The organism is Streptomyces sp. NPDC101191 (genome assembly GCF_044767915.1).
Lineage (GTDB): Bacteria > Actinomycetota > Actinomycetes > Streptomycetales > Streptomycetaceae > Streptomyces.
In genome coordinates this window covers 388,970-410,005 of record NZ_JBIWOU010000004.1, presented here as the reverse complement: position 1 = coordinate 410,005, position 21,036 = coordinate 388,970, and the positions used below count along the sequence as shown (strand labels likewise).

The following is a 21,036-nucleotide window of genomic DNA, read 5'->3' as shown; positions in this document are numbered from 1 at the left end:
TGCTGCGCCGTCCCCGCTTCCTTGTGCGGGCTAGTTCAGCCCGCTGTTGATGGCGCCGACGAGCTCGCCGTTGCTGCTGTCGCCGCTGAACTCCCAGAAGAAGGCGCCGCCCAGGCCCTGGTTCTTGGCCCAGCCCATCTTCGAGGTGACGGTGGCGGGGGTGTCGTAGCTCCACCAGTTGGTGCCGCAGTGGGCGTAGGCCGTGCCGGCGACGGTGCCGTTGGCCGGGCAGGAGCTCTTGAGGACCTTGTAGTCCTCGATGCCCTGCTCGTAGGTGCCCTGCGCCGGTCCGGTGGCCGTGCCGCCGGGGGCGGACTGGGTGACGCCGGTCCAGCCACGGCCGTAGAAGCCGATGCCGAGCAGCAGCTTGTTGGCCGGGACGCCCTTGGCCTTGAACTTGGCGATGGCCTCGGCGGAGTTGAAGCCCTGCTGCGGGATGCCGGCGTACGAGGTCAGCGGGGAGTGCGGGGCCGTCGGGCCCTTGGCGTCCCAGGCGCCGAAGAAGTCGTACGTCATCACGTTGAACCAGTTCATGTACTGCGCGGCGCCCGCGTAGTCGGTGGCGTCGATCTTGCCGCCGGACGAGGCGTCGGCCGTGACGGCCGCGGTGACGATGCCGTTGGCGCCGAACTTGGCGCGCATGGCCTGCATCATGTTCTTGAAGGCGTTCGGGCCGCTGGTGTCACAGGACAGACCGCAGGCGTTCGGGTATTCCCAGTCGAGGTCGATGCCGTCGAAGACGTCGGCCCAGCGCGGGTCCTCCACGAGGTCGTAGCAGGACTGGGCGAAGGCGGTCGGGTTCTGGACAGCCTGGCCGAAGCCGCCGGACCAGGTCCAGCCGCCGAAGGACCAGATGACCTTGATGTTCGGGTAGGCCTTCTTCAGCTTGCGCAGCTGGTTGAAGTTGCCGCGCAGGGGCTGGTCCCAGGTGTCGGCGACGCCGTCGACGGACTGGTCGGCGGTGTAGGCCTTGTCGTAGTCGGCGTAGGCGTCACCGATGGTGCACTTGCCGCCGGTGACGTTGCCGAAGGCGTAGTTGATGTGCGTGATCTTGGCCGCGGAGCCGGAGGTCACGATGTTCTTGACGTGGTAATTGCGCCCGTAGACGCCCCAGTTGGTGAAGTAGCCCATCTTCACCGTGTTGCCGGGCTGCGGGTTGCCCCCGCCGCCGCCGGTGGTGCGGACGCCGACCGAGCCGCTGGCCGGGCCGGTCTGGTCGGCGGTGTCGCGGGCGACGACGGTGTACGTGTAGTCGGTGCCGGCGGTCAGGCCGGCGTCGGTGTACGTCAGGCCGGTGACCGTGGCGACCGTGTTGCCGTCCCGCTTGACGTCGTAGTTCTTGACGCCCTTGTCGTCGGTGGCGGCGGTCCAGGTCAGTTTCGCCGAGGTGTCGGTGACGTTCGAGGCGACCGGCGTGCCGGGGGCGGACGGGGCGTTGTCGCCGGGCTGGGTGGAGCCGTCGCAGGAGCCGCCGTTCACCTTGCAGCCGGACGGGGAGCCGGAGCCCGTGCCGTTGAAGCCGAAGGAGATGGTGGCGCCGGGGGCGAGGGTGCCGTTCCAGCCCACGTTCTTGGCGGTCCAGTGGGTGCCGGCGCTGGTGACGGTGGCGTCCCAGGCGGAGGTGACCGCGGTGCCGGAGGGGAAGTCCCACTCGACGGTCCAGGAGGAGAGGCTCGTGGTGCCGGTGTTCTTCACCGTCCACTTGCCCTCGAAGCCGGAGCCCCAGTCCTGGGTCTTGGTGTACGTGGCGGTCGCGGAGGTGGCGGCCTCCGCCGGGGCCGCGAGGCCGATCATGGCGGCCAGGGGCAGCACGAGGGCGGTGAGGCCGGCGGCGGCCCGGCGTCTCAACCCTGCTGTGCGCGTCGGTGCTTGAGTGCTCAACGGTGCTCCTCAAGTTGCGGACGGTCTCGGTGGGGGTGGTCCGTGAAGGTGCGCGCGCCCCGCGAGCGTAGGAAGGTCTGGACCAATCGTCAAGAGGTCCAGACCTTCGTCGCCGCTCTTCCTTCAGATCCCCAACTCTCGTGCCAGTACCGCCGCTTGGACCCGGGACCGCAGTTCCAGCTTGCCCAGCACCTTCGACACGTGGGTCTTCACGGTCGCCTCCGCCATCTCCAGACGCACCGCGATCTCCGCGTTCGACAGCCCCGAGCCGAGCGCCGAGAGCACCTCGCGCTCCCGGGGCGTCAGGGCGTCGAGCACCCCCGACGGCGGGGCCGGCCGGCTCGGCGCGGCGAACTCGGCGATCAGCCGCCGGGTCACCGCAGGGGCGATCAGCCCCTCGCCGCGGGCCACCGTCCGCACCGCCTCCACCAGGTCCTTCGCTTCCGTGTTCTTCAGCAGGAAGCCCGCCGCGCCCGCGCGCAGCGCCCCGAACACGTACGCGTCGAGGTCGAAGGTGGTCAGCACCAGCACGTCCGCGAGCCGCTCCGCCACCACCTGCCGGGTCGCCGACACCCCGTCCAGTTTCGGCATCTGCACATCCATCAGGACCAGGTCCGGGCGCAGTTCGCGGGCCAGCTCCACCGCGTGCTCCCCGTCGGCGGCCTCGCCCACCACCTCGATGTCGGGCGCGCTGCCCAGGATCAGCACGAGTCCGGCGCGTACCGCGCTCTGGTCCTCGGCGACCACGATCCGGATCGTCATGCCTCCGGCGTCCTCTCCTCGGCGGGCAGCACGGCCCGCACCTGCCAGGTCTTCCTGCCGTCCCCGTCCGGGGCCGGTCCCGCGTCGAACTCCCCGCCGAGCAGCTGCACGCGCTCCCGCATGCCCACGAGTCCGGACCCTGAGCCCGGGGCGCGCGGCCCCGGGCGGTCTCCGAAGGGGCTGGTCACCCGCACGGTGAGGGCCCGTGCGTCGCGGGCCAGGAACACCGTGACCGTACCGGCCGGGGCGTGCTTGAGGGCGTTCGTCAGCGACTCCTGCACGATCCGGTACGCGGCGAGTTCGACCGGCGCGGGCAGCTGCTCGGCGGTCTCCGTGCGGGTGTCGTCGAGAGCGAACCTCAGGCCGCTCGACGCCCCGTTGGTGCGGGCCTGCGCGATCAGCGCCTCCAGGCCCGAGAGCCGGGGCACGGCCGCCGGCTCGGCGTCACCGCCGCTGTCCCGGAGCAGTCCGATCAGCCGCCGCATCTCGGCGAGGCCCGCCACGCTGTTCTCCCGGATCACGGTCAGCGCCTGCCGGGTGGTGGCCTCCTCGTCGATCGACAGCGCGGCGGTCGAGTGGATGGCGATGGCGGAGAGGTGGTTGGCGACCATGTCGTGCAGCTCTCGGGCCATCCGGGCGCGCTCGGCGAGCACCGCCTGCGCCCGGTCCATCTCGGCCAGCAGCGCCGTCTGCTCGGCCCGCAGCCTCGCGCCCTCGGCGGCCTCGCGGTGATTGCGCACGATCGCGCCGGTGAGGGCCGGCAGGAAGGAGAGCATGCCCGAGAGCACGCCCACCAGCAGGGCGAGCGCGTTCTGCCACCAGATCAGCAGTACCACCGTGATCGCGACGGTGACGAGACCGGTGGTGTACGGGATGCGCCGGGCGGAGGCCGGCGTCCCGTACACCACGGCGGCGTAGACCACGTCCGTGAACATGAGGACGGTGGCCAGGTTGCCGTGGGTGAACTGGTCGGCGGCGATGGCCAGGGTGCCCACGAACAGCGCGGTGCGGGGCGCGGTGCGGCGTAGTGCCTCCATCGCCGCCATGACCACCAGCGGGATCAGCGTGGCCCAGCGCTCGCCGAAGACCCGGTCGCCGGTCACGTAGAGGCCGAAGGACCACATGACCAGGCCGCCGGCCAGGCCGATGAAGGCGATCAGCAGATCGTCGCGGTGGGGTCGGGGGAGGCGCACGTCCCCATCCAACACGCTGTGACCGGGCCGGACGTCCTCGCCGGGGCCGAGCCGTCCCTCCGCCGAAGGATGTAGTCGCGGTTCCTCACCGGCGACGACGAAAGCCGCCGGGACGGACGGGACGCTGGTGGAGCAACGAAAGGGGACTGCTGTGATCGTCACGCTGATCGTGATCTGCGAGGTCGGCTTCTGGGTGCTGCTCGCCGCCGGCCTCGCCGTCCGCTATCTGCTGAGGATGCCGCGCACCGGGCTTGCCCTGCTGCTGTGCGAGCCGCTGCTGGAGGTCGTACTGCTGGTGGTCACCGCGATCGACCTGAAGAACGGCGCGGATCCGAGCTGGAAGCACGGCCTCGCCGCCCTGTACATCGGTTACACCGTCGGCCACGGCCACCGCACCGTGAAGTGGCTCGACGGCCATGCCGCCCACCGCCTCGCCGGTGGTCCGCCGCCCGTGAGGCCCCCGCGCTACGGCATGGCCCGGGCCCGGCACGAGGGTGCGGTGTGGCTGGGCTCGGTGGTGGCCGCGGCCGTCGCGTCGGGCCTGCTGCTACTGGCCCTGTGGTACGTCGGCCCGGACGGGGAGACGGAGTCGCTGCGGGGCTGGATCACCGTCGCCTGGCGGGCGACGGGCATCCACGGCCTGATCGCGCTGTCGTACGCGATCTGGCCGCCGAAGGACCCGGCCGCGAAGGGGTCAGCGGTCCCCGCCCGGGACCCAGAGGACGTCGCCGACCTCCCGGTTGGCGGTCCGCGCAAGGATGAAGAGCAGGTCTGACAGACGGTTGAGGTAGGTGGCGGTCAGGGGGTTCATCGTGTCGCCGTGGACCTCCATCGCCGCCCAGGTGGAACGCTCGGCCCGGCGGACCACCGTGCACGCCTGGTGCAGGAGGGCCGCGCCGGGCGTGCCGCCGGGGAGGATGAAGGAGCGGAGCTTGTCGAGCTGCTCCAGGAAGTGGTCGCAGTCCGCCTCCAGCTTGTCGACGTAGGACTGCTCGACCCGCAGCGGCGGGTACTGGGGGTCCTCCACGACCGGGGTGGAGAGGTCCGCGCCCACGTCGAAAAGGTCGTTCTGGACGCGGACGAGGACCTTCACGACCTCCTCGTCGAGTGCCCCGAGTGCGATGGCCGTGCCGATGACGGCGTTGGCCTCGTTGGCGTCGGCGTAGGCCGAGATCCGCAGATCGGTCTTGGCGGTCCGGCTCATGTCGCCGAGGGCGGTGGTGCCCTGGTCGCCGGTGCGGGTGTAGATGCGCGTCAGATTGACCATGTGTCCAGCCTAGTTACGCGTCGGCCCTTCGGAACGTCCGTGTGCCGACCGTCACGGCGAGCACCGTGAGTCCGGCCGCGGCGAGGACGCCGTACAGCATCGTGGCGGTCGCGTAGTGCCCGACGTACGCGTCCCGTACGGCGTCCACCAGGTAGCGGAACGGCATGAAGTGGGACAGGACGTCGAGCCAGCCCGGCGCGAGGGCCATCGGGAGCATCAGGCCCGACAGCAGCATCGAGGGCATCGCCAGGGTGTTGATCGCCGGGCCGAACTCCTGCGGGCTGGGCAGCCGCAGCGCGAGCACGTACGACAGCGAGGCGAGCGAGAAGGTGAGCAGGGCGACGAAGCCGAAGCCGACGAGGATGCCGGCGAGCGGCGCCCGCAGGCCCATGACCAGCGCCGCGAGGACCAGCAGCACGGCCTGGAAGAGGAAGAGGGCGGTGTCCCGCAGCGTCCGGCCGAGGAGGAGCGCGAGGCGGCTGACCGGCGTGACCCGCATGCGTTCGAGGACGCCCCAGTTCTTCTCCATGATGACGGCGAAGCCCGCGAACGAGGCTCCGAAGAGGCCGAGCTGGAGCAGCAGGCCCGGCACGAGGACCTGCCAGGAGTCGCCCGCACGGCCGAGCGGCAGCCCTGTCAGCAGCGGGCCGAAGAAGAACAGGTAGAGCAGCGGCATCAGCGCGCCGAAGAAGATCTGGAACGGCGAGCGCAGGGTCTGCCGGGCGTAGCGGCCGAAGAGGACGGCGGTGTCGTGGAGAAGCATCGCGGGGGCTCCTAGACGGCGACGGGCGTGGTGTCGACGGGCGCGGGGCCGCGTCCGGTGATGGCGAGGAAGGCGTCCTGGAGGGTGTCCGCGCCGTGCTCGGCACGGAGTGCGGCGGGGGAGCCCTCGGCGGCGACGACTCCTCCGTCGATGATCACCAGCCGGCCGGCGAGGGCGTCCGCCTCGTCGAGGTAGTGGGTGGTGAGGACGACGGTGGTGCCGTACTCGTCGCGCAGCCGCCGGACGAGCGCCCACAGGGCGGCCCGGCTGCCCGGGTCCAGTCCGGTGGTCGGCTCGTCGAGGAAGAGCAGCTCGGGCCGGTGGGTCAGGCCGAGCGCGAGGTCGAGCCGGCGCCGCTGGCCGCCGGAGAGGGCCGCGGTGCTCCGGTCGAGGAGCCCGGTGAGGTCGAGGTCGCGGGCGAGTTCGCCGGCGCGGGCGGCGGCTTCGACGCGCGAGAGCCCGTAGAGCCTTCCCTGCATGACGAGTTCGGAGCGGACGGTCTCCTGCGGGTCGAGGCCGCCGGTCTGGGCGACGTAGCCGATCTTCCGGCGGACGCCGGCGGGGTCGCGCAGCAGGTCGTGGCCGGCGACGGTGGCGACCCCGCCGGTGGGCGGGAGCAGGGTGCTGAGCATCCGCAGGGTCGTGGACTTGCCGGCGCCGTTGGGGCCGAGGAAGCCGAGGATCTCGCCCGCGCGCACCGTGAGGTCGACCCCGCGGACGGCGTGCACCTCGCCCCGTTTGGTCAGGAAGGTCCGGGACAGCCCGGACGTGCTGATGATTGCCATGGCGACCACAAAAACAGAGTCTCTGAAATTTTGCAACGTCTCCAAAATTTCAGGCGGTCTAGGATGGGCGCATGGCTGAAGGGCTGAGGGAGCGCAAGAAGCGCCAGACGAAGCAGCGGATCTCGGACATCGCCACCGGGCTCTTCCTGGAGCGCGGCTTCCAGGCCGTGACGGTGGCGGAGATCGCGGAGGCCGCCGACGTCTCCGTCAACACCGTCTACAACTACTTCCCGGCGAAGGAGGACCTCTTCCTCGACCGGATGGAGGGCGTCACCCACCGCCTCGCCCGGATGATCCGCGGCCGCGACGCGGGGGAGTCCGCCGCCCGGGCCGTCCTCCGCGAGATCCGCGGCCACGTCAACGCCGTCTCGCCCGCTTACGGCCTGATGGACGGCTACGCCGACTTCATGCGCGTGATCGACGACGCCCCCACCCTCCAGGCCCGGCTCATGGCCCTCCAGCAGGAGGTCCGCCGGACCACCGTCGCCGCCCTGCGCGAGGACGTCGGCGCCGGGCCCGACGACCCGATGCCGCTGCTCGTCGGCGGCCAGATCGCCTGGATCCAGGGCGCCGTCGTCGAGTTCATCAGCGGCGAGATGACCGCCGGACGCAAGGCGACCGAGGTCTCCCGCGAAGCGCTCGACCTCCTCGACGACATCGAGGACGTGCTCGGCGAGAAGGTCCTCGAGTACGCCGTGCGCGTCGGCTGAGCCCTTCGCCGGTGCCCGTCCGCCCTGTCGCGAGTGTGACGTCCGTCAAACAGGACGTGACGCGCCTTACTTCTCGGTCACAACGCCCCCCGCGCCCGCTAATCTCCGCCGAAGAGCCAGAAGTGAACACGCGTTAAGGCATTGAGGGGTGGAAGACGTGGCCAGGAAGCTCGCCGTCATCGGTGCCGGACTCATGGGGTCCGGCATCGCGCAGGTCTCGGCCCAGGCAGGCTGGGACGTCGTCCTGCGTGACGTCACCGACGCCGCGCTGACCCGGGGCACCGACGCCATCAAGACCTCGTACGAGCGCTTCGTCGCCAAGGGCCGGATGGACGCCGCCGACGCCGAGGCCGCGCTCGGCCGGATCACCGCGACCACCGAGCTCGACGCGGTCGCCGACGCCGACATCGTCGTCGAGGCCGTCTTCGAGAAGCTCGAGGTCAAGCACGAGATCTTCCGCTCCCTCGACAAGGTCGCCAAGGACGGCGCGGTCCTCGCCTCCAACACCTCCGCCATCCCGATCACCAAGATCGCCGCGGTGACGGAGCGCCCGGAGGCCGTCGTCGGCGTCCACTTCTTCTCGCCGGTCCCGATGATGCAGCTCGTCGAGCTCGTCCGCGGCTACAAGACCAGCGACGAAAGCCTCGCCACCGCGCGGGAGTTCGCCGAGTCGGTCGGCAAGACCTGCATCGTGGTCAACCGCGACGTGGCCGGCTTCGTCACCACCCGCCTCATCTCGGCGCTCGTGGTCGAGGCCGCCAAGCTCTACGAGTCGGGCGTGGCCACCGCCGAGGACATCGACATCGCCTGCAAGCTCGGCTTCGGTCACGCGATGGGCCCGCTCGCCACCGCCGACCTGACCGGCGTCGACATCCTCGTCAACGCCACGAGCAACATCTACACCGAGTCCCAGGACGAGAAGTTCGCGCCGCCGGAGCTGATGCGCCGGATGGTGGACGCGGGTGACATCGGCCGCAAGAGCGGGCAGGGCTTCTACACGTACTGATGCGCACCGCGGTCGCGTACGCGTCTCGACCAGAGCCGCGTACGCACCCGCACAGGGGTCCGACCGCCCCAGCGCCATCGCCCTCAGGGGTGAATTTCGATATCGGTTCGCTTACAAGGCGCAACGCTTCTGCCGATGCGGCAGTCAAGCGTTGCGAAGACGGGCACCAGACGGAGCACTCTCGGGGAGCGCATATGCATATCAGGGGCGACCACACCGAGCTGGTCGTCGGGGGCCGCCTCGACGTCCGCAGCGCGGCGGACGCCCGAACGGTCCTGCACTCGGCCGTCGACGACGGAGCCGGAGACCTCGTGCTCGACCTGACCGGACTCGACTCCTGGGACGCCACCGGCCTCGGGGTCATCATGGGCGCCCACCGCCGGGCCGGCCGCTGCGGCCGCCGCCTGGTGCTGCGCGGAGTACCACCCCAGATGCAGCGCCTCCTCGTCGCCACCCGACTGCACCGCATCCTCGCCATCGAGGGCGGCCTCGCCGCGGAGTCGCTGCCCCGCGTCTGAGTGGACCGGGGCGGAACGGACATCTGAAAGAACGTCACGTCACGGCCGCGACACGTGACTGTGAAGCCACTGTGAGAAACAGGCGTCACACCCAATCCTCACAAGACCGTGACGTCTTGGTCTCCGCCCCACCCCGACTGTTCCCGGAACCCGCACAACCGCATAGGGTCGGCTCGCCTGCACATCGCCCGTCGCTTGGGAGCTTGGACCATGGACCCGATCAACCGGGGACCGGAGGACTACGGTCACGACGCCGAGCCCGAGGACGCCCGCCCCGGACTCGCCGCACCCGCCCCCGCGTCCACCGCTCCCTCCCGGGTTCGCACCGCCCGCCTGGTCTCCGGCGGCCTCCTGCTCACCGTCAACCCGCTCGACGGCAGCGAGATCGAGGTGTGCCCGCCGAGCGAGCAGCCCCCGGCCCCGCGCCGACGCGACGCCCGCGAGCGCGCCGAGGCGGCGCGCGCCGCCGCACCGCCCGTACCGCCCGGGCCCGCGGCCCCCGCCCTCCCGCTGCTCGAACGGCAGGAACAGCGCGAGCAGCTCGTCCAGCACCTCACCCGCGGCCGCTCCGCCCGGCTCACGGGCCCCTCCGGCTCCGGCCGCACCACCCTCCTCGACGCCGTCGCCGCCGACTGCGCCGAGGTCGCCCCCGACGGCGTCGTCCGGCTCTCCGGCCACCACCGCACCCCCACCGACCTGCTGTACGAGCTCTTCCAGACGGTCCAGTACGCCCCCGGCTTCCGGCCCGACCGCGAGGAACTCCTCCTGGAGGTCCGCCGCATCGGCGCCATCGTCGTCGTCGACGACCTGGAGTTCGGCGGCGCCGCCCTCGACGAGCTGCTCGCCGCCACCCCCGACTGCGCCTTCCTCTTCGCCGTCACCCCCGACACCCCGGCCGCCTCGCCCGAGGCCGCCCTGGAAGAGCTCGCCCTCGCCGGCCTCGGGCGCGCCGCCGCGGTCGAGCTCCTGGAGAGCGCCGTCGGCCGGGCCCTCACCGAGGACGAGGCCAACTGGGCGGGCGACCTGTGGTTCGAGTCCGAGGGACTCCCGCTCCGCTTCGTCCAGGCCGGCGCCCTGCTGCGGCAGCGCGACCGGCTCCGCGTCGGCCCCGCCGAGTTCGACGCCTTCGGCGCCCTGGAGGAGGCCTTCGGCCCCTCCGGCCTGCCCGCGCCCCCCGCCGACGACTCCGACGTCGAGGTACGCGAGATACCCCTGCCCAGCCTCGGCGAGGGCGCCGCCCCCGCCGTCCTGCTCGCCTCCCGGCTCAGCCGCGCCGCCCAGGACGCCCTGCGGTTCGCCGTCGCCCTCGGCGGCGAGGTGCCGCACCAGGCGCACCTGCCCGCCCTCGTCGGCGACACCCACGCCGACGCCGCCGTCGGCGAGCTGCTGTCCTGCGGACTGCTCTCCCCGGTCGGCACCCGCTACCGCCTCGCGGCCGGCGTCCTCACCCAGCTGCTCGCCCAGAACTACGAGCCCGACCCCGCCGGCCGTGCCCACACCGTCGCCCAGCACTACGCCTGGTGGGCCGGACACCCGTCCGTCACCCCCGAGCGGGCCACCGCCGAGGCCGACTCCCTGCTCGCCGCCCTCGCCGTGCTCCTGCCCGGCACCGCCGCCGAACACCCCGCCACCGCCGTCCTGCTCGCCCGGGCCGCCGCGCCCGCCTTCGCCGCAGGGCTGCACTGGAGCGCCTGGGAGCGGGCCCTGCGCGGCGGCCAGGAGGCCGCCCGCCTGGCCGGCGAGGTCGCCGAAGAGGCCTGGTTCCACCACGAGTTGGGCGTCCTCGCGCTCTGCCGGGGCAGCCTGCAGCGGGCCCGCGCCGAGCTGGAGGCCTCCGTCGGCATGCGCGGCGCCCTCGCCGACAAGCGCGGTACCGTCGCCGGCCGCCGTGCCCTCGCGCTCGTCGCCGACCTCACCGGAACGAGCACCCCGGTGGAACCCGCGCCCGCCGCGGCGCCCGCCGCCGCCGCGTCCCCCGCGGCCGGCACTCCGACCGTGCCGGTCGCCAAGGCCCCCCGGACCACCGCGCTCCCGCGCCGGGAAGGCCCCGCCTCGCCGCCCCGCGGCATCCCGGTGGCTCCCGCGCTCCCGGCGAAGTCCGCCTTCCCCGAGCTCGCGCCGCCCACCCCGGCCAGGCCGATGCCCCCGGTGGCCTCCAAGGCCTCCCTCGACGCCTTCGCCGCCTTCGCGGACGAGCCCACGACCGTCGCCGGGCCGCGCGTGGACCTCTCCCGCGGCCAGGACGACGCCGACCGCCGGCGCGGCGGCCTGCGCGCGGGCATCCTCACCGGGGCCCGCCGCAACCTGGCCGCCGTCGGTGCGGGCGCCCTGCTCGTCGCCGTCCTCGGCACCGTCGTCACCCTCGGCGCCACCTCCGGCAACGGCGACGACCCCGGAAGCGACCGGGTGACCTCCGACAGCACCGCGAGCCAGGACGACACGCTGGACGGCGCCGGGGACGAGACCGAGCCCACCGAGGACGCCACGGGCGGCCCCTCCGACCCGGCGGCTCCGAACCCGACCGGCACGCCCTCTCCGGGCGCGACCGGCACGGCGGGTACCCCCGCGACCCCCTCGGGCTCGCCGTCCGCGACCGACAGCACGAAGCCGACCGCCCCGTCGACGACGAAGCCGCCGAAGCCGACGCTCTCGCCGACGCGGACGCCGCCGCCCACCAAGCCGCCGACGACCCCGCCGACCACGCCGCCGACCACACCGCCCACCACCCCGCCGACGACGGACCCGACCGGCGACCCCACGGGAAACCCCACCGGCTCCGCCTCGGCCTCCCGCTCCGAGTCCGCCCCCGTGGCCACGGACGGCACCCCGGCCTGAGCCGGTACGCCGAAGGGCCCGGGCGCGCTTCCTCGCACCCGGGCCCTTCGGCGTACGGCCGTACCGGCGGCCGTCAGAACAGCCGCAGCTTGTCGTCCTCGATCCCGCGCAGCGCGTCGTAGTCGAGGACCACGCAGTCGATCCCGCGGTCGTTCGCGAGCACCCGGGCCTGCGGCTTGATCTCCTGGGCCGCGAAGATGCCCTTCACCGGAGCCAGGTGCGGATCGCGGTTGAGCAGCTCCAGGTAGCGGGTCAGCTGCTCGACGCCGTCGATCTCGCCGCGCCGCTTGATCTCGACCGCGACGGTCGCCCCGTCGGAGTTCCGGCACAGGATGTCGACCGGGCCGATGGCCGTCGGGTACTCGCGGCGGATCAGGGTCCAGCCCTCGCCCAGGGTCTCGATGCGGTCCGCGAGCAGCTCCTGGAGGTGCGCCTCGACACCGTCCTTGATGAGGCCCGGGTCGACACCCAGCTCGTGCGACGAGTCGTGGAGGATTTCCTCCATCGTGATGATCAGTTTCTCGCCCGCTTTGTTGACCACGGTCCAGACGCCTTCCGCGGCGTCGGCCCCCTCCTTCAGCGTGCACGGCGGGGACATCCAGTTGAGCGGTTTGTACGCCCTGTCGTCCGCGTGGATGGAGACGCTGCCGTCTGCCTTGACCAGGATCAGACGGGGAGCGGAGGGCAGGTGGGCCGTGAGCCGACCGGCGTAGTCCACGGAGCAACGGGCGATGACGAGACGCATGGTCCGCAACGCTACAAGACGGACGCTCCTCTTCGCGATTCGGGCCGTATCGCCCGCCGGGCGTACGCCCAACACCCGGCACTTATTGGCCGGTTGTGTGCCCAATCTCCTGGTGCGGGCCGGACCCGGCGCTTAACGTGGAGGACAGGAGGTCGTCGCCCGTGCACGCTGCGTGCGCGTCGGCCGGCCCCTGTCCCTGCCCGCAAGACCCCGTCCGCGGGGTCGCGAGAGGAGAACCCATGTCGCTCGACGTCTCACCGGCGCTGTTGGAACAGGCCGAGCGAGGCGAGGTCGACGAAGCCGCCTTCGTCGACTGCGTCCGGACCTCCCTGCCCTTCGCATGGGAGATGATCAGTTCTCTGGTGGCACAGCTGAAGGTCGACGGCGGCGACTTCGCCGACAACCAGACGCCGCCGCCGAGTGAGCAGGCACGTGGTGAGCTGTTGCGTGCACTCGCGAGCGATGCCATCCGCGGTGCGCTGCAGCGGCACTTCGGGGTGCGACTCGCCTTCCAGAACTGCCACCGGGTGGCGGTCTTCCCGCTGGACCCGTCGGTGGACGAGCGGCTCGCCCGCTTCACCTCCGTGCGGGCGCAGCTCCTCAACCAGTCGCCGGAACTGCGCGACTGCTGACAGGCCTGGTGCCGCCGCCCCACGTCGCGGGAGAAGGAACTGACGCCGGGCGGCGGTACGGTCCGCACCACCTACGGATCATGGATCAGCACGCATCAGACGAGCAGCGGGAGCACCTCGGCGCCCAGGCGCCGCACGTTCTCCTCGGTGTCGGCGAGATCGCCGGAGCCCTCGGCGAGCAGCGCGAAACGGGTGATGCCCGTCCGCTCCGCGGTCGCCGCGAGCCGGTCCGCCGCGAGCCGGGGCGTGCCCACCGGGTGCAGCCCGCACAGCAGCTCCGTGTACGCCACCGGGTCGCGCATCGCGCGGTGCCGGTCGTCCACCGTCACATGGGCGTCCAGGCCCTGCTTCAGCCAGCCCGGCATCGCCTTCACCAGCGCCTCCGCCGCGTCCGCCCCGCGGTCCGCGAGCTGGACCACCCCGGCCGAGACATGGCCGGCGCCGATCCGCGCGATCTCGTCCGGCCCGTGCCCGGCCTCCCGGGCGAAGCGCCGCCAGCAGGCCACCATCTCGGCCTTGTCCTCGTCCCCGCAGTGCATGCCGAGGAGCATCGGCAGACCCCGCTCGGCGGCGAGTCGCACGCCCTTCTGCGAGGTGCAGGCGACCACCACCTCCGGGGCGGCGGGTCCGCCGATCAGCTCGCCGGGGGCCGGCACGACCGCCACCTCGCGGAAAGCGAATCGTTCCCCCTCGGCACCGACCCGCGGTTCGCGGAGCCAGCGCAGGAGCAGGTCCAGCGACTCGGGGAAGCCCCTTTCGTACGCCGGGAGCCCGGTGCCGAACACCTCCAGGTCCACCCATGGCCCGCCGCGGCCCACCCCGAGGGTGAACCGCCCTCCGGAGGCCACGTGCAGCAGCGCCGCCTGTTCGCCCACGGCGACCGGATGCTGGTTCGACAGGACGCTGACCGCCGTGCCCACCCGGATCCGGCGGGTCCGGCCCAGCAGCAGCCCCGCCAGGGTCGTGGCCGACGGGCAGACCCCGTACGGGACGAAGTGGTGCTCGGCGAGCCAGACCGAGTCCAGCCCCGCCTCCTCGGCGACCTCCGCGGTCCGCACCGCCCGGTGCAGGGCCTCTTCCTGGCCTTGACCCGGGAACTGGGCGGCCAGTACGAACGTACCCACGCGCATCGCTTCTGCCTCCTTGCGGCCGGCGCGTTTCCCCTCGTGACAACTTCCCCGAGGTCCCCCTCGTACTGGCAACAACGTCTGACACGTGCCAAAGGCAACGGCCCATCATGAAGTTCTTGCGATTTTCCGCTGATCCGTCCCGGGCGGGGACGGAGCCACCCCGTCGCGGCCCGTACGCTGGAACGAACCGTCCGTGTCCCCCGACCTCGTGAGGTGTCGAAGTGTCCCCGCGCCACAACCGCCCCCGTGGCGGCGCGAATCCCGCACAGCAGGGCGACCCGGGCGACCGGTACGGCGGTGTGCAGCGCACCGAGACCTGGCAGGGCGAGGAGTGGTACGTCCGGCTCGTCGCCGGGGCGAGTTCCCCGGGCAAGCGCTACCGCTGCCCCGGCTGCGACCAGGAGATCCCCTCCGGCGCCCCGCACGTGGTGGCCTGGCCCGAGTACGGCGGCGTCGACGACCGCCGGCACTGGCACAAGGCCTGCTGGAGCGCGAAGGACCGCCGCACCTCGCGGGTGCAGCGGTCCCGTAACGCGCCTCGCTACTGAGCGGGCGCGGGCTTCCGTCGCCGGGCGGCCCTGTACTCAGACGTCCCTGTTGTTGAGCAGCGCGAACGCGCCGCCGAGCACCGCCGCGGTGATCCCGGCGATGATCAGCACGGGCTGCCAGCCGGAAGGACCCTGGTCGCTGAACGGCGCCGTCTCGCTGTAGAGCGCGATCATCTGCGAGGGGATCGCGTACATGAACAGCGCCTCCTGCACGGAGCGCAGCGCCTGCGAGAACATGAACAGCGCCGCCACCAGCGGCAGCAGCAGCACGCCGATCATCACCGTGATCGCGCCCGCCGAGTGCCGCACGATCGCGCCGATGCCCATCGACAGCAGGCCGAGCAGCGCCAGGAAGAGACCCACGCCGACGGTGGCCCGCAGCCACTCGCCGGTGGTCGGCTCGGCCGCGTCGACCATGGCCACCTGGGCCGCGCCGACCACGCCGGCCATCACCGTGACGAGGGAGAAGACGAGCGCGAAGAAGACGATCGCCTTCGCCGTCAGCACCCGCGAGCGGCTCGGGCAGGCGGTCAGCGTCGTACGGATCATGCCCGTGCCGTACTCGGAGCTGATGCTGAGCACGCCCAGGGTGATCACGCAGATCGAGGCCGGCAGCATGCCGAAGAAGCCGAGGCCGAGCGCGGACTGCTCCGAGGTCTCGGGACCCGCGGAAGCCGCGACCGCGCCGACCGAGAGCCCGAGGCCGAGCAGGAGCAGCACCATGATCCCGAGCGTCCACATCGTGGAGCGCAGCGAACGGATCTTCGTCCACTCCGAGGCGAGCGCGTCGCCGAGGTGCGCCTTGCGGACGGGGATGGGGGAGACGTACGCGTACGGGGCAGGCGGCGGGGTGGTCATCGGGCGTCCTCGGGGTTCTGGCTCTGAGGCGGGTTCTGCGCGTACGGGTTCTGTCCGGGCGGCGGCGGGGCGTACCAGCCCTGCTGCGGTACCTCCGGGATCACGTACCCCTGGTCCTGCGGCTGCTGGTGCGGCGGCAGCGGCGGCTGGAGGTGGGCGAGCCGGTCGTCGGTGGAGCGGTAGTCCACGGCGCCCTGCGTCATGCGCATGTACGCCTCCTCCAGCGAGGCCTGGTGCGGGGAGAGCTCCCACAGGCGCACGTCCGCCCCGTGCGCCAGGTCGCTGATCCGCGGCAGCGCGAGCCCGGTCACCCGCAGCGCGCCGTCCGGCTCGGACAGCACGCTGCCGCCGGCCTCGGCCAGCACCGCCGTCAGCTTCTCGCGCTGCTGGGGCTCGGTCTGCGGGGTGCGCACCCGGGCGAAGTCCGCGGAGTTCGCCGAGATGAAGTCCTTCACGCTCATGTCCGCGAGCAGCTGCCCGCGGCCGATCACGATCAGGTGGTCCGCGGTCAGCGCCATCTCGCTCATGAGGTGGCTGGAGACGAACACGGTCCGGCCCTCGGCGGCCAGCTTCTTCATCAGGTTGCGGACCCAGAGGATGCCCTCGGGGTCGAGACCGTTGACCGGCTCGTCGAAGAGCAGCACCTGCGGGTCGCCGAGCAGCGCCGCCGCGATGCCGAGGCGCTGGCCCATGCCGAGCGAGAAGCCCTTGGAGCGCCGCTTGGCCACGTCCTGCAGGCCGACGACCCCCAGCACCTCGTCGACCCGCTGGGCCGGGATGCCGGCCAGCTGGGCGAGCGAGAGCAGATGGGCCCGGGCGCTGCGGCCGCCGTGCACGGCCTTCGCGTCGAGCAGCGCGCCGACCTGCCGGGGGGCGTTCGGCAGCTGCCGGAAGGGGTGACCGCCGATCGTGACGTGCCCCGCGGTCGGCCGGTCGAGGCCGAGGATCATGCGCATGGTCGTCGACTTGCCCGACCCGTTGGGGCCCAGGAAGCCCGTGACATGGCCGGGCCTCACCTGGAAGGAAAGGTTGTACACGGCCGTCTTGGCGCCGTAGCGCTTCGTCAGGCCGACTGCCTCGATCATTCTCCAGCCCCATCGACAGGTCAGGTCGTCGTCGGGGCGTGGTGGCCGGTGGCCGGAGCCCCCCGTATGAGCTAGGAGCTTATCCAGCCCTTGACGGTTCCGGCGAAGTCCGGATCGTGATCGGGGGAGGGATCAGGGAAAGACCAGGGTCGGGTCGGGGTCCGCTCAGGCGTCCCGCTGCTTCAGCACCAGATAGCCGCCGATCAGCGCGGCCGCCACCCAGATCACCATGATGCCGAGACCGCCCCACGGCCCGTACGGCGCCTTCTCCGAGCCCATCGCCTCCGGCACCACCTGCATGATCTTGGAGCCGGCCTGGTCGGGGAAGTAGCGCGCGACCTCCTTGGCCTTCGGCACCGCCGACAGAATCTGCGAGATCAGGAAGAAGAACGGCACCAGGATGCCGAGCGACAGCATCGAGGAGCGCAGCATCGTCGCCACACCCATCGAGAACACCGCGATCAGGGCCATGTAGAGGCCGGCGCCGACCACCGCCCGCAGCACGTTGTCCGCGCCGAGCGTGGTCCGGTGCTCACCGAGCAGGGCCTGTCCGAGGAAGAAGGACAGGAAGCTGGTCGCGAGCCCCACGACCAGGGCCAGCCCGCCCGCCACGGCGATCTTGGAGAAGATGAAGCTCGCCCGCTGCGGGACGGCGGCCAGCGAGGTGCGGATCATGCCCGAGGAGTACTCGGTGCCGACCACGAGCACACCGAAGACGACCATCGCCAGCTGACCGAGCACCATCCCGGAGAAGCTGAGGAAGGTCGGGTCGAAGGTGGCCCGCTCGACGTCGGAGAGGTTGTCGAACTCCGACTTCATGAGCGCGCACAGGGCTGCGCTCATCGCCACCGTGACGAGCAGGGCGCTCGCCAGCGTCCACACGGTCGACGAGACCGTCCGGATCTTGGTCCACTCGGACTGCAGGACCGCGGTTGCCGCTGCCATCGATCAGGCTCCCTCGAAGCTCTCGCCCCAGCGGGGCCCGGCCGGCTGCCCGCCGCCGTGTACGTCCGTCCCGTGCGCGTGGTACTCCACCGCGCCCGCCGTCATCTGCATGAACGCCTCTTCGAGCGAGGCCCGCTGGGAGCTCAGCTCGTGCAGCACGATCTGGCCGGCCGCCGCCAGCTCGCCCAGCTTCTCGGTCGTCGTCCCGTCCACCTCGAGGGTGCCGCCGCCCGCCTCGACCGCGACGAAACCGTTGGTGTGCAGCACGTCGCGGAGGCGTTCGTACTGCGGCGAGCGCAGTCGTACGTAACTCCGGGAATTCTGCTGGATGAAATCCGCCATCGACGTGTCGGCCAGCAGCTTTCCCTGCCCGATGACGATGAGATGATCGGCCGTCAGCGCCATTTCACTCATCAGATGGCTGGAAACGAAGATCGTCCGGCCCTCGGCGGCCAGTGCCTTCATCAGATTGCGGATCCAGTGAATTCCCTCGGGGTCCAGACCATTGACGGGTTCGTCGAACATCAGGATCTCGGGATCCCCCAGCAGCGCGGACGCGATTCCCAGCCGCTGCCCCATGCCGAGGGAGAAGCCCTTCGACTTCTTCTTCGCCACCGCCGTCAGACCGACCAGATCGAGCACCTCGCCGACCCGGCGCTCCGGAATGCGGTTCGACTGGGCCAGGCACAGCAGGTTGTTGTACGCCGAGCGGCCGCCGTGCATCGCCTTGGCGTCGAGCAGCGCCCCGATGTACTTCAGCGGCTCCTGCAGCTCGCGGTAGTGCCTGCCGTCGATCCGGACCGTCCCGCTCGTCGGGTTGTCCAGGTCCAGCATCATCCGCATCGTCGTCGACTTGCCCGCCCCGTTCGGCCCCAGGAAGCCGGTGACCACTCCCGGCCGCACGGTGAAGCTGAGATGGTCGACCGCCGTCTTCTGTCCGTAGCGCTTGGTGAGGCCCTCAAGCTCGATCATGCGTCCCAACCTACGGGCACGCAAAACCCTCCGCCACCGGAATGACGGAGGGTCTTTTTACGCCAGGATGCGGGTCAGCGCGACTGCTGCGCCGGGACGCCGGCGGTGCGCTCCTCGTCCAGCGGGGAGCCGGCCGCGGCCACCGCGGCACCGGTCAGCGTGGCCAGCATCTCGCGGACGTTGGTCAGCTGGGCGTTGATGGAGTCGCGGCGGTTCGTCAGGGCCGCCAGCTCGCGCTCCGATTCGCTGCGGATGCGGTCGGCCTTGGCGTTCGCGTCGGCCACGATGTCCTCGGCCTGGCGCTGAGCGGTCTCGACCGTCTGACGGGCCCGGCGCTCCGCGTCCGTGCGCAGCTTCTCGGCCTCCAGGCGGAGCTGCTCGGCGCGGTGCTCGATCTCGGCGAGGCGCTTCTCCGCCTTGGCCTGGCGGGAGGCGAGGTCGCGCTCGGACTGCTCGCGGCGCTTGGCCAGGTTGGTCTCGAAGTCCGCGGCGGCCTGGGCGGCCTTCGCGCGGGTCTCCTCGAAGAGGGCGTCCGCCTCCTCGCGCTTCGACTGCGCGTCCTTCTGGGCCTCGGCGCGCAGCGAGTTGGCCTCGCCCTGCGCCTTCTCGACGATCCGGACGCCCTCGTCCTCGGCCTTGGACTTGCGCTCGGCCGCGAACGCCTCGGCGTCGTTGCGGACCTGCTGGGCGGCCGACTCGGCGAGCTCGCGGTGCTGCTCGGCGGCGCGACGGGCCTCCTCACGCAGGTCCTTCGCCTCCTCCTCGGCGAGCCGGAGGATCTTCTCGACACGGGCGCCCAGACCGGCGTACGACGGCTCGGCGTCGGTGACCTGCGCCTGGGCGTTCTGGGTCTCGAGGTGGAGTTCCTCGATGCGCTTTTCCAGAGAGGTGATTCGGGCCAGAGCACTGTCACGGTCGGCGACGAGCTTGGTAATGCGGTCGTCCACCTGACCGCGGTCGTAACCACGCCGCACGAGCTCGAAGCCGAAGGGGGAGGAAGTGTCGCTCATGGGGTTCCTGTCGAATGAGACCGGTGAGGTGTTAGAGGGAATCCTAGGGGTCGAAGCGGCGTGTCATCGAGCGTATGCCCGTTTGATCTGGAGAATGTCCAGCCTTTTGAGTGGCTAGCTCTCGGGGGACTTGCCACCCGAACGAGTGGCCCCCACTGACACGCCGGCCTTGGCGCCTTCCCGTGCGCTGGGCTTCCCCCCGTCGGACTTCCCCCCGCCCGACGGTGTCTCGAAAGACTCCAACGCTTCCAGGACGTCCTGGACACGGGAGATCTCGGCATTGATGTCCTCGCGCCTGCGGACGAGCACGTCCAGTTCCCGCTTTCCCTCGGTCACCGTCTGCTCGGCCTCGCGCTCGGCCTCCGCCCTGATCTTCTCCGCCTCCGCGACGAGCGACGCCTTCTTCTGCTCGGCCTCCTTGAGGAGGGCCTCGGCCTTCTTCACGGCCGCGATCCGGACCTTACTGGCCTCGGAACTCGCCTCCGAGATCATCTCCTTGGCCTTCTCCTCGGCCTCGGCACGCTGCTCCTCGGCGGCCTTCACCAGCTTGTCCACGCGCTCGCCGGCCGTCTTCATCTGCTCGGCCGTCTCGCGCCGCGCACGCTCGTGCAGCTCCTCGATCTCGCCCTCGACCCGGGACCGCAGCTCCTCCGCCCGGTCCCTTATGGCGGTCGCGTCGCTGCGCGCCCCGACCAGGAGTTCGTCCGCGTCCGTGCGCGCCTTCTCCACCAGCGAGTTGCCCTCGATGGTCGCCTCGGCCACGATCCGCTCGGCCTCCTTGCGGGCCGCGCCGACCATGGTGTCCGCCTGCGTCTCCGCCTCGGTGGTGGCGCGCAGCGCCTCCTCCTGAGCCTTGGCCATGAGCTGGTCGGCCTGCTCGGCCGCGTCCGCGCGCTTCTTCGCCCCGGCCTCGCGGGCCTCGTCGAGCGTACGGTCCGCCTCGGCACGCGCCTCGGAGCGCATCTCCTCGGCCGCCGCCTCGGCGTCGGCCCGCACCCGGTCCGCCTCCACGGCGATCCGCTCGGCCTCGGCGACGGCCTCGGCGACGAGGGTGTCCGCCTGCTCGGCCGCGTCGGCCCGCCGCTTGTCGGCGGCCTGCCGGGCCTCGTCCAGGACCTGCTCCGCCTCGACGCCGATCCGCTCGGCCTCCGTACGGGCTTCGCCGATGAGGGTGTCCGCCTGCTCCGCGGCGTCCGTGCGGCGCTTGTCGGCGGCCTTGCGCGCCTCGTCGAGGATCCGGTCGGCGTCCGCGAGCGCGGCGCTGCGCAGCGCCTGGGCGTGCGCCTCGCCGTCCACCTTGACCTGCTCGGCCTCGGTGCGCAGGCGCTGGGCGTCCTGCTCGGTGGAGGTGAGGAGTTCGGCGGCCTCGTTGGTGAGGCGTTCGGCCTCGG

The 21,036-nt window shown here is 71.8% G+C and carries 20 protein-coding genes and 1 pseudogene; 7 read left to right on the top strand and 14 right to left on the bottom strand.

What is annotated here, in order from left to right; translation table 11 throughout:
* Nucleotides 1–30: 30 nt before the first annotated feature.
* From ACIRQF_RS18485 to ACIRQF_RS18475, 3 genes are all read right to left on the bottom strand, one after another.
* A complete protein-coding gene (locus tag ACIRQF_RS18485; protein ID WP_404093632.1) occupies nt 31–1,794 on the bottom strand; it encodes a glycosyl hydrolase family 18 protein in 1,764 nt (587 codons plus the stop codon).
* Nucleotides 1,795–2,004: 210 nt separating this feature from the next.
* A complete protein-coding gene (locus tag ACIRQF_RS18480; RefSeq protein ID WP_376632460.1) occupies nt 2,005–2,643 on the bottom strand; it encodes a response regulator in 639 nt (212 codons plus the stop codon).
* Nucleotides 2,640–3,836 carry a sensor histidine kinase gene (locus ACIRQF_RS18475; RefSeq protein WP_376632461.1) on the bottom strand — a complete coding sequence of 399 codons (1,197 nt, stop codon included), beginning with the start codon at nt 3,834–3,836 and terminating at the stop codon, nt 2,640–2,642. Before ACIRQF_RS18475 ends, ACIRQF_RS18480 begins: the two co-directional genes overlap by 4 nt.
* A 151-nt stretch (nt 3,837–3,987) precedes the next feature.
* Between ACIRQF_RS18475 and ACIRQF_RS18470 the strand changes: the two genes are divergently transcribed.
* Nucleotides 3,988–4,611, top strand: a complete 624-nt coding sequence (locus ACIRQF_RS18470; RefSeq protein ID WP_404093334.1) for a hypothetical protein — start codon at nt 3,988–3,990, stop codon at nt 4,609–4,611.
* Here the strand turns inward: ACIRQF_RS18470 and ACIRQF_RS18465 are convergent.
* Genes ACIRQF_RS18465 through ACIRQF_RS18455 form a run of 3 tightly spaced genes read right to left on the bottom strand, consistent with a single transcriptional unit; the run spans nt 4,531 to nt 6,651 of the window.
* The gene (locus tag ACIRQF_RS18465) at nt 4,531–5,103 is read right to left on the bottom strand and encodes a cob(I)yrinic acid a,c-diamide adenosyltransferase (RefSeq protein ID WP_382480407.1); all 573 of its coding nucleotides are present in this window, start codon (nt 5,101–5,103) and stop codon (nt 4,531–4,533) included. The two genes, ACIRQF_RS18470 and ACIRQF_RS18465, sit on opposite strands and share 81 nt — an antisense overlap.
* Nucleotides 5,104–5,116: 13 nt before the next feature.
* A complete protein-coding gene (locus tag ACIRQF_RS18460; RefSeq protein ID WP_376632467.1) occupies nt 5,117–5,866 on the bottom strand; it encodes an ABC transporter permease in 750 nt (249 codons plus the stop codon).
* Nucleotides 5,867–5,877: 11 nt separating this feature from the next.
* Nucleotides 5,878–6,651, bottom strand: coding sequence for an ABC transporter ATP-binding protein (locus ACIRQF_RS18455; protein WP_404093330.1), 774 nt, complete (start codon nt 6,649–6,651; stop codon nt 5,878–5,880).
* Between the two features lie 71 nt (nt 6,652–6,722).
* Here ACIRQF_RS18455 and ACIRQF_RS18450 point away from each other — a divergent pair, with 71 nt between their 5' ends.
* From ACIRQF_RS18450 to ACIRQF_RS18435, 4 genes are all read left to right on the top strand, one after another.
* On the top strand, nt 6,723–7,361 hold the full coding sequence (locus ACIRQF_RS18450; RefSeq protein ID WP_404093328.1) for a TetR/AcrR family transcriptional regulator: 639 nt from the start codon (nt 6,723–6,725) through the stop codon (nt 7,359–7,361).
* A 157-nt stretch (nt 7,362–7,518) separates the two neighbouring features.
* Complete coding sequence (locus ACIRQF_RS18445; RefSeq protein WP_404093326.1) at nt 7,519–8,367, top strand: 3-hydroxyacyl-CoA dehydrogenase family protein; 849 nt, start codon at nt 7,519–7,521, stop codon at nt 8,365–8,367.
* A gap of 194 nt (nt 8,368–8,561) precedes the next feature.
* Complete coding sequence (locus ACIRQF_RS18440) at nt 8,562–8,885, top strand: STAS domain-containing protein (RefSeq protein ID WP_149181181.1); 324 nt, start codon at nt 8,562–8,564, stop codon at nt 8,883–8,885.
* Nucleotides 8,886–9,095: 210 nt separating this feature from the next.
* A complete protein-coding gene (locus ACIRQF_RS18435) occupies nt 9,096–11,720 on the top strand; it encodes an ATP-binding protein (protein WP_404093324.1) in 2,625 nt (874 codons plus the stop codon).
* A gap of 73 nt (nt 11,721–11,793) precedes the next feature.
* Here the strand turns inward: ACIRQF_RS18435 and nucS are convergent, their stop codons facing one another.
* A complete protein-coding gene (gene nucS / locus ACIRQF_RS18430; protein ID WP_376632477.1) occupies nt 11,794–12,465 on the bottom strand; it encodes an endonuclease NucS in 672 nt (223 codons plus the stop codon).
* Between the two features lie 239 nt (nt 12,466–12,704).
* On the opposite strand from nucS, the gene ACIRQF_RS18425 reads away from it, so the two are divergent.
* On the top strand, nt 12,705–13,097 hold the full coding sequence (locus ACIRQF_RS18425) for an SCO5389 family protein (protein WP_376632479.1): 393 nt from the start codon (nt 12,705–12,707) through the stop codon (nt 13,095–13,097).
* Nucleotides 13,098–13,192: 95 nt separating this feature from the next.
* Here the strand turns inward: ACIRQF_RS18425 and ACIRQF_RS18420 are convergent, their stop codons facing one another.
* Entirely contained in the window at nt 13,193–14,227 is a 1,035-nt protein-coding gene (locus ACIRQF_RS18420; protein ID WP_404093322.1) for an LLM class flavin-dependent oxidoreductase, read from the bottom strand.
* Between the two features lie 221 nt (nt 14,228–14,448).
* On the opposite strand from ACIRQF_RS18420, the gene ACIRQF_RS18415 reads away from it, so the two are divergent.
* A complete protein-coding gene (locus ACIRQF_RS18415; RefSeq protein ID WP_376632483.1) occupies nt 14,449–14,775 on the top strand; it encodes an ATP/GTP-binding protein in 327 nt (108 codons plus the stop codon).
* Nucleotides 14,776–14,811: 36 nt separating this feature from the next.
* Here ACIRQF_RS18415 and ACIRQF_RS18410 read toward each other — a convergent pair whose 3' ends face one another.
* The 6 genes and pseudogenes from ACIRQF_RS18410 to ACIRQF_RS18385 form a co-directional block, all read right to left on the bottom strand.
* Entirely contained in the window at nt 14,812–15,633 is an 822-nt protein-coding gene (locus ACIRQF_RS18410; RefSeq protein ID WP_376632485.1) for an ABC transporter permease subunit, read from the bottom strand.
* Entirely contained in the window at nt 15,630–16,718 is a 1,089-nt protein-coding gene (locus ACIRQF_RS18405) for an ABC transporter ATP-binding protein (protein ID WP_382480397.1), read from the bottom strand. Before ACIRQF_RS18405 ends, ACIRQF_RS18410 begins: the two co-directional genes overlap by 4 nt.
* A gap of 165 nt (nt 16,719–16,883) precedes the next feature.
* Nucleotides 16,884–17,663 carry an ABC transporter permease gene (locus ACIRQF_RS18400; protein ID WP_376632489.1) on the bottom strand — a complete coding sequence of 260 codons (780 nt, stop codon included), beginning with the start codon at nt 17,661–17,663 and terminating at the stop codon, nt 16,884–16,886.
* A gap of 3 nt (nt 17,664–17,666) precedes the next feature.
* The gene (locus ACIRQF_RS18395; RefSeq protein ID WP_404093318.1) at nt 17,667–18,635 is read right to left on the bottom strand and encodes an ABC transporter ATP-binding protein; all 969 of its coding nucleotides are present in this window, start codon (nt 18,633–18,635) and stop codon (nt 17,667–17,669) included.
* Nucleotides 18,636–18,709: 74 nt separating this feature from the next.
* Nucleotides 18,710–19,645: a cellulose-binding protein gene (locus ACIRQF_RS18390; RefSeq protein WP_365338217.1), complete on the bottom strand. Its 936-nt coding sequence runs from the start codon at nt 19,643–19,645 to the stop codon at nt 18,710–18,712.
* Nucleotides 19,646–19,759: 114 nt separating this feature from the next.
* Nucleotides 19,760–21,036 (bottom strand): annotated as a pseudogene (locus ACIRQF_RS18385) (hypothetical protein); the annotation flags it as partial.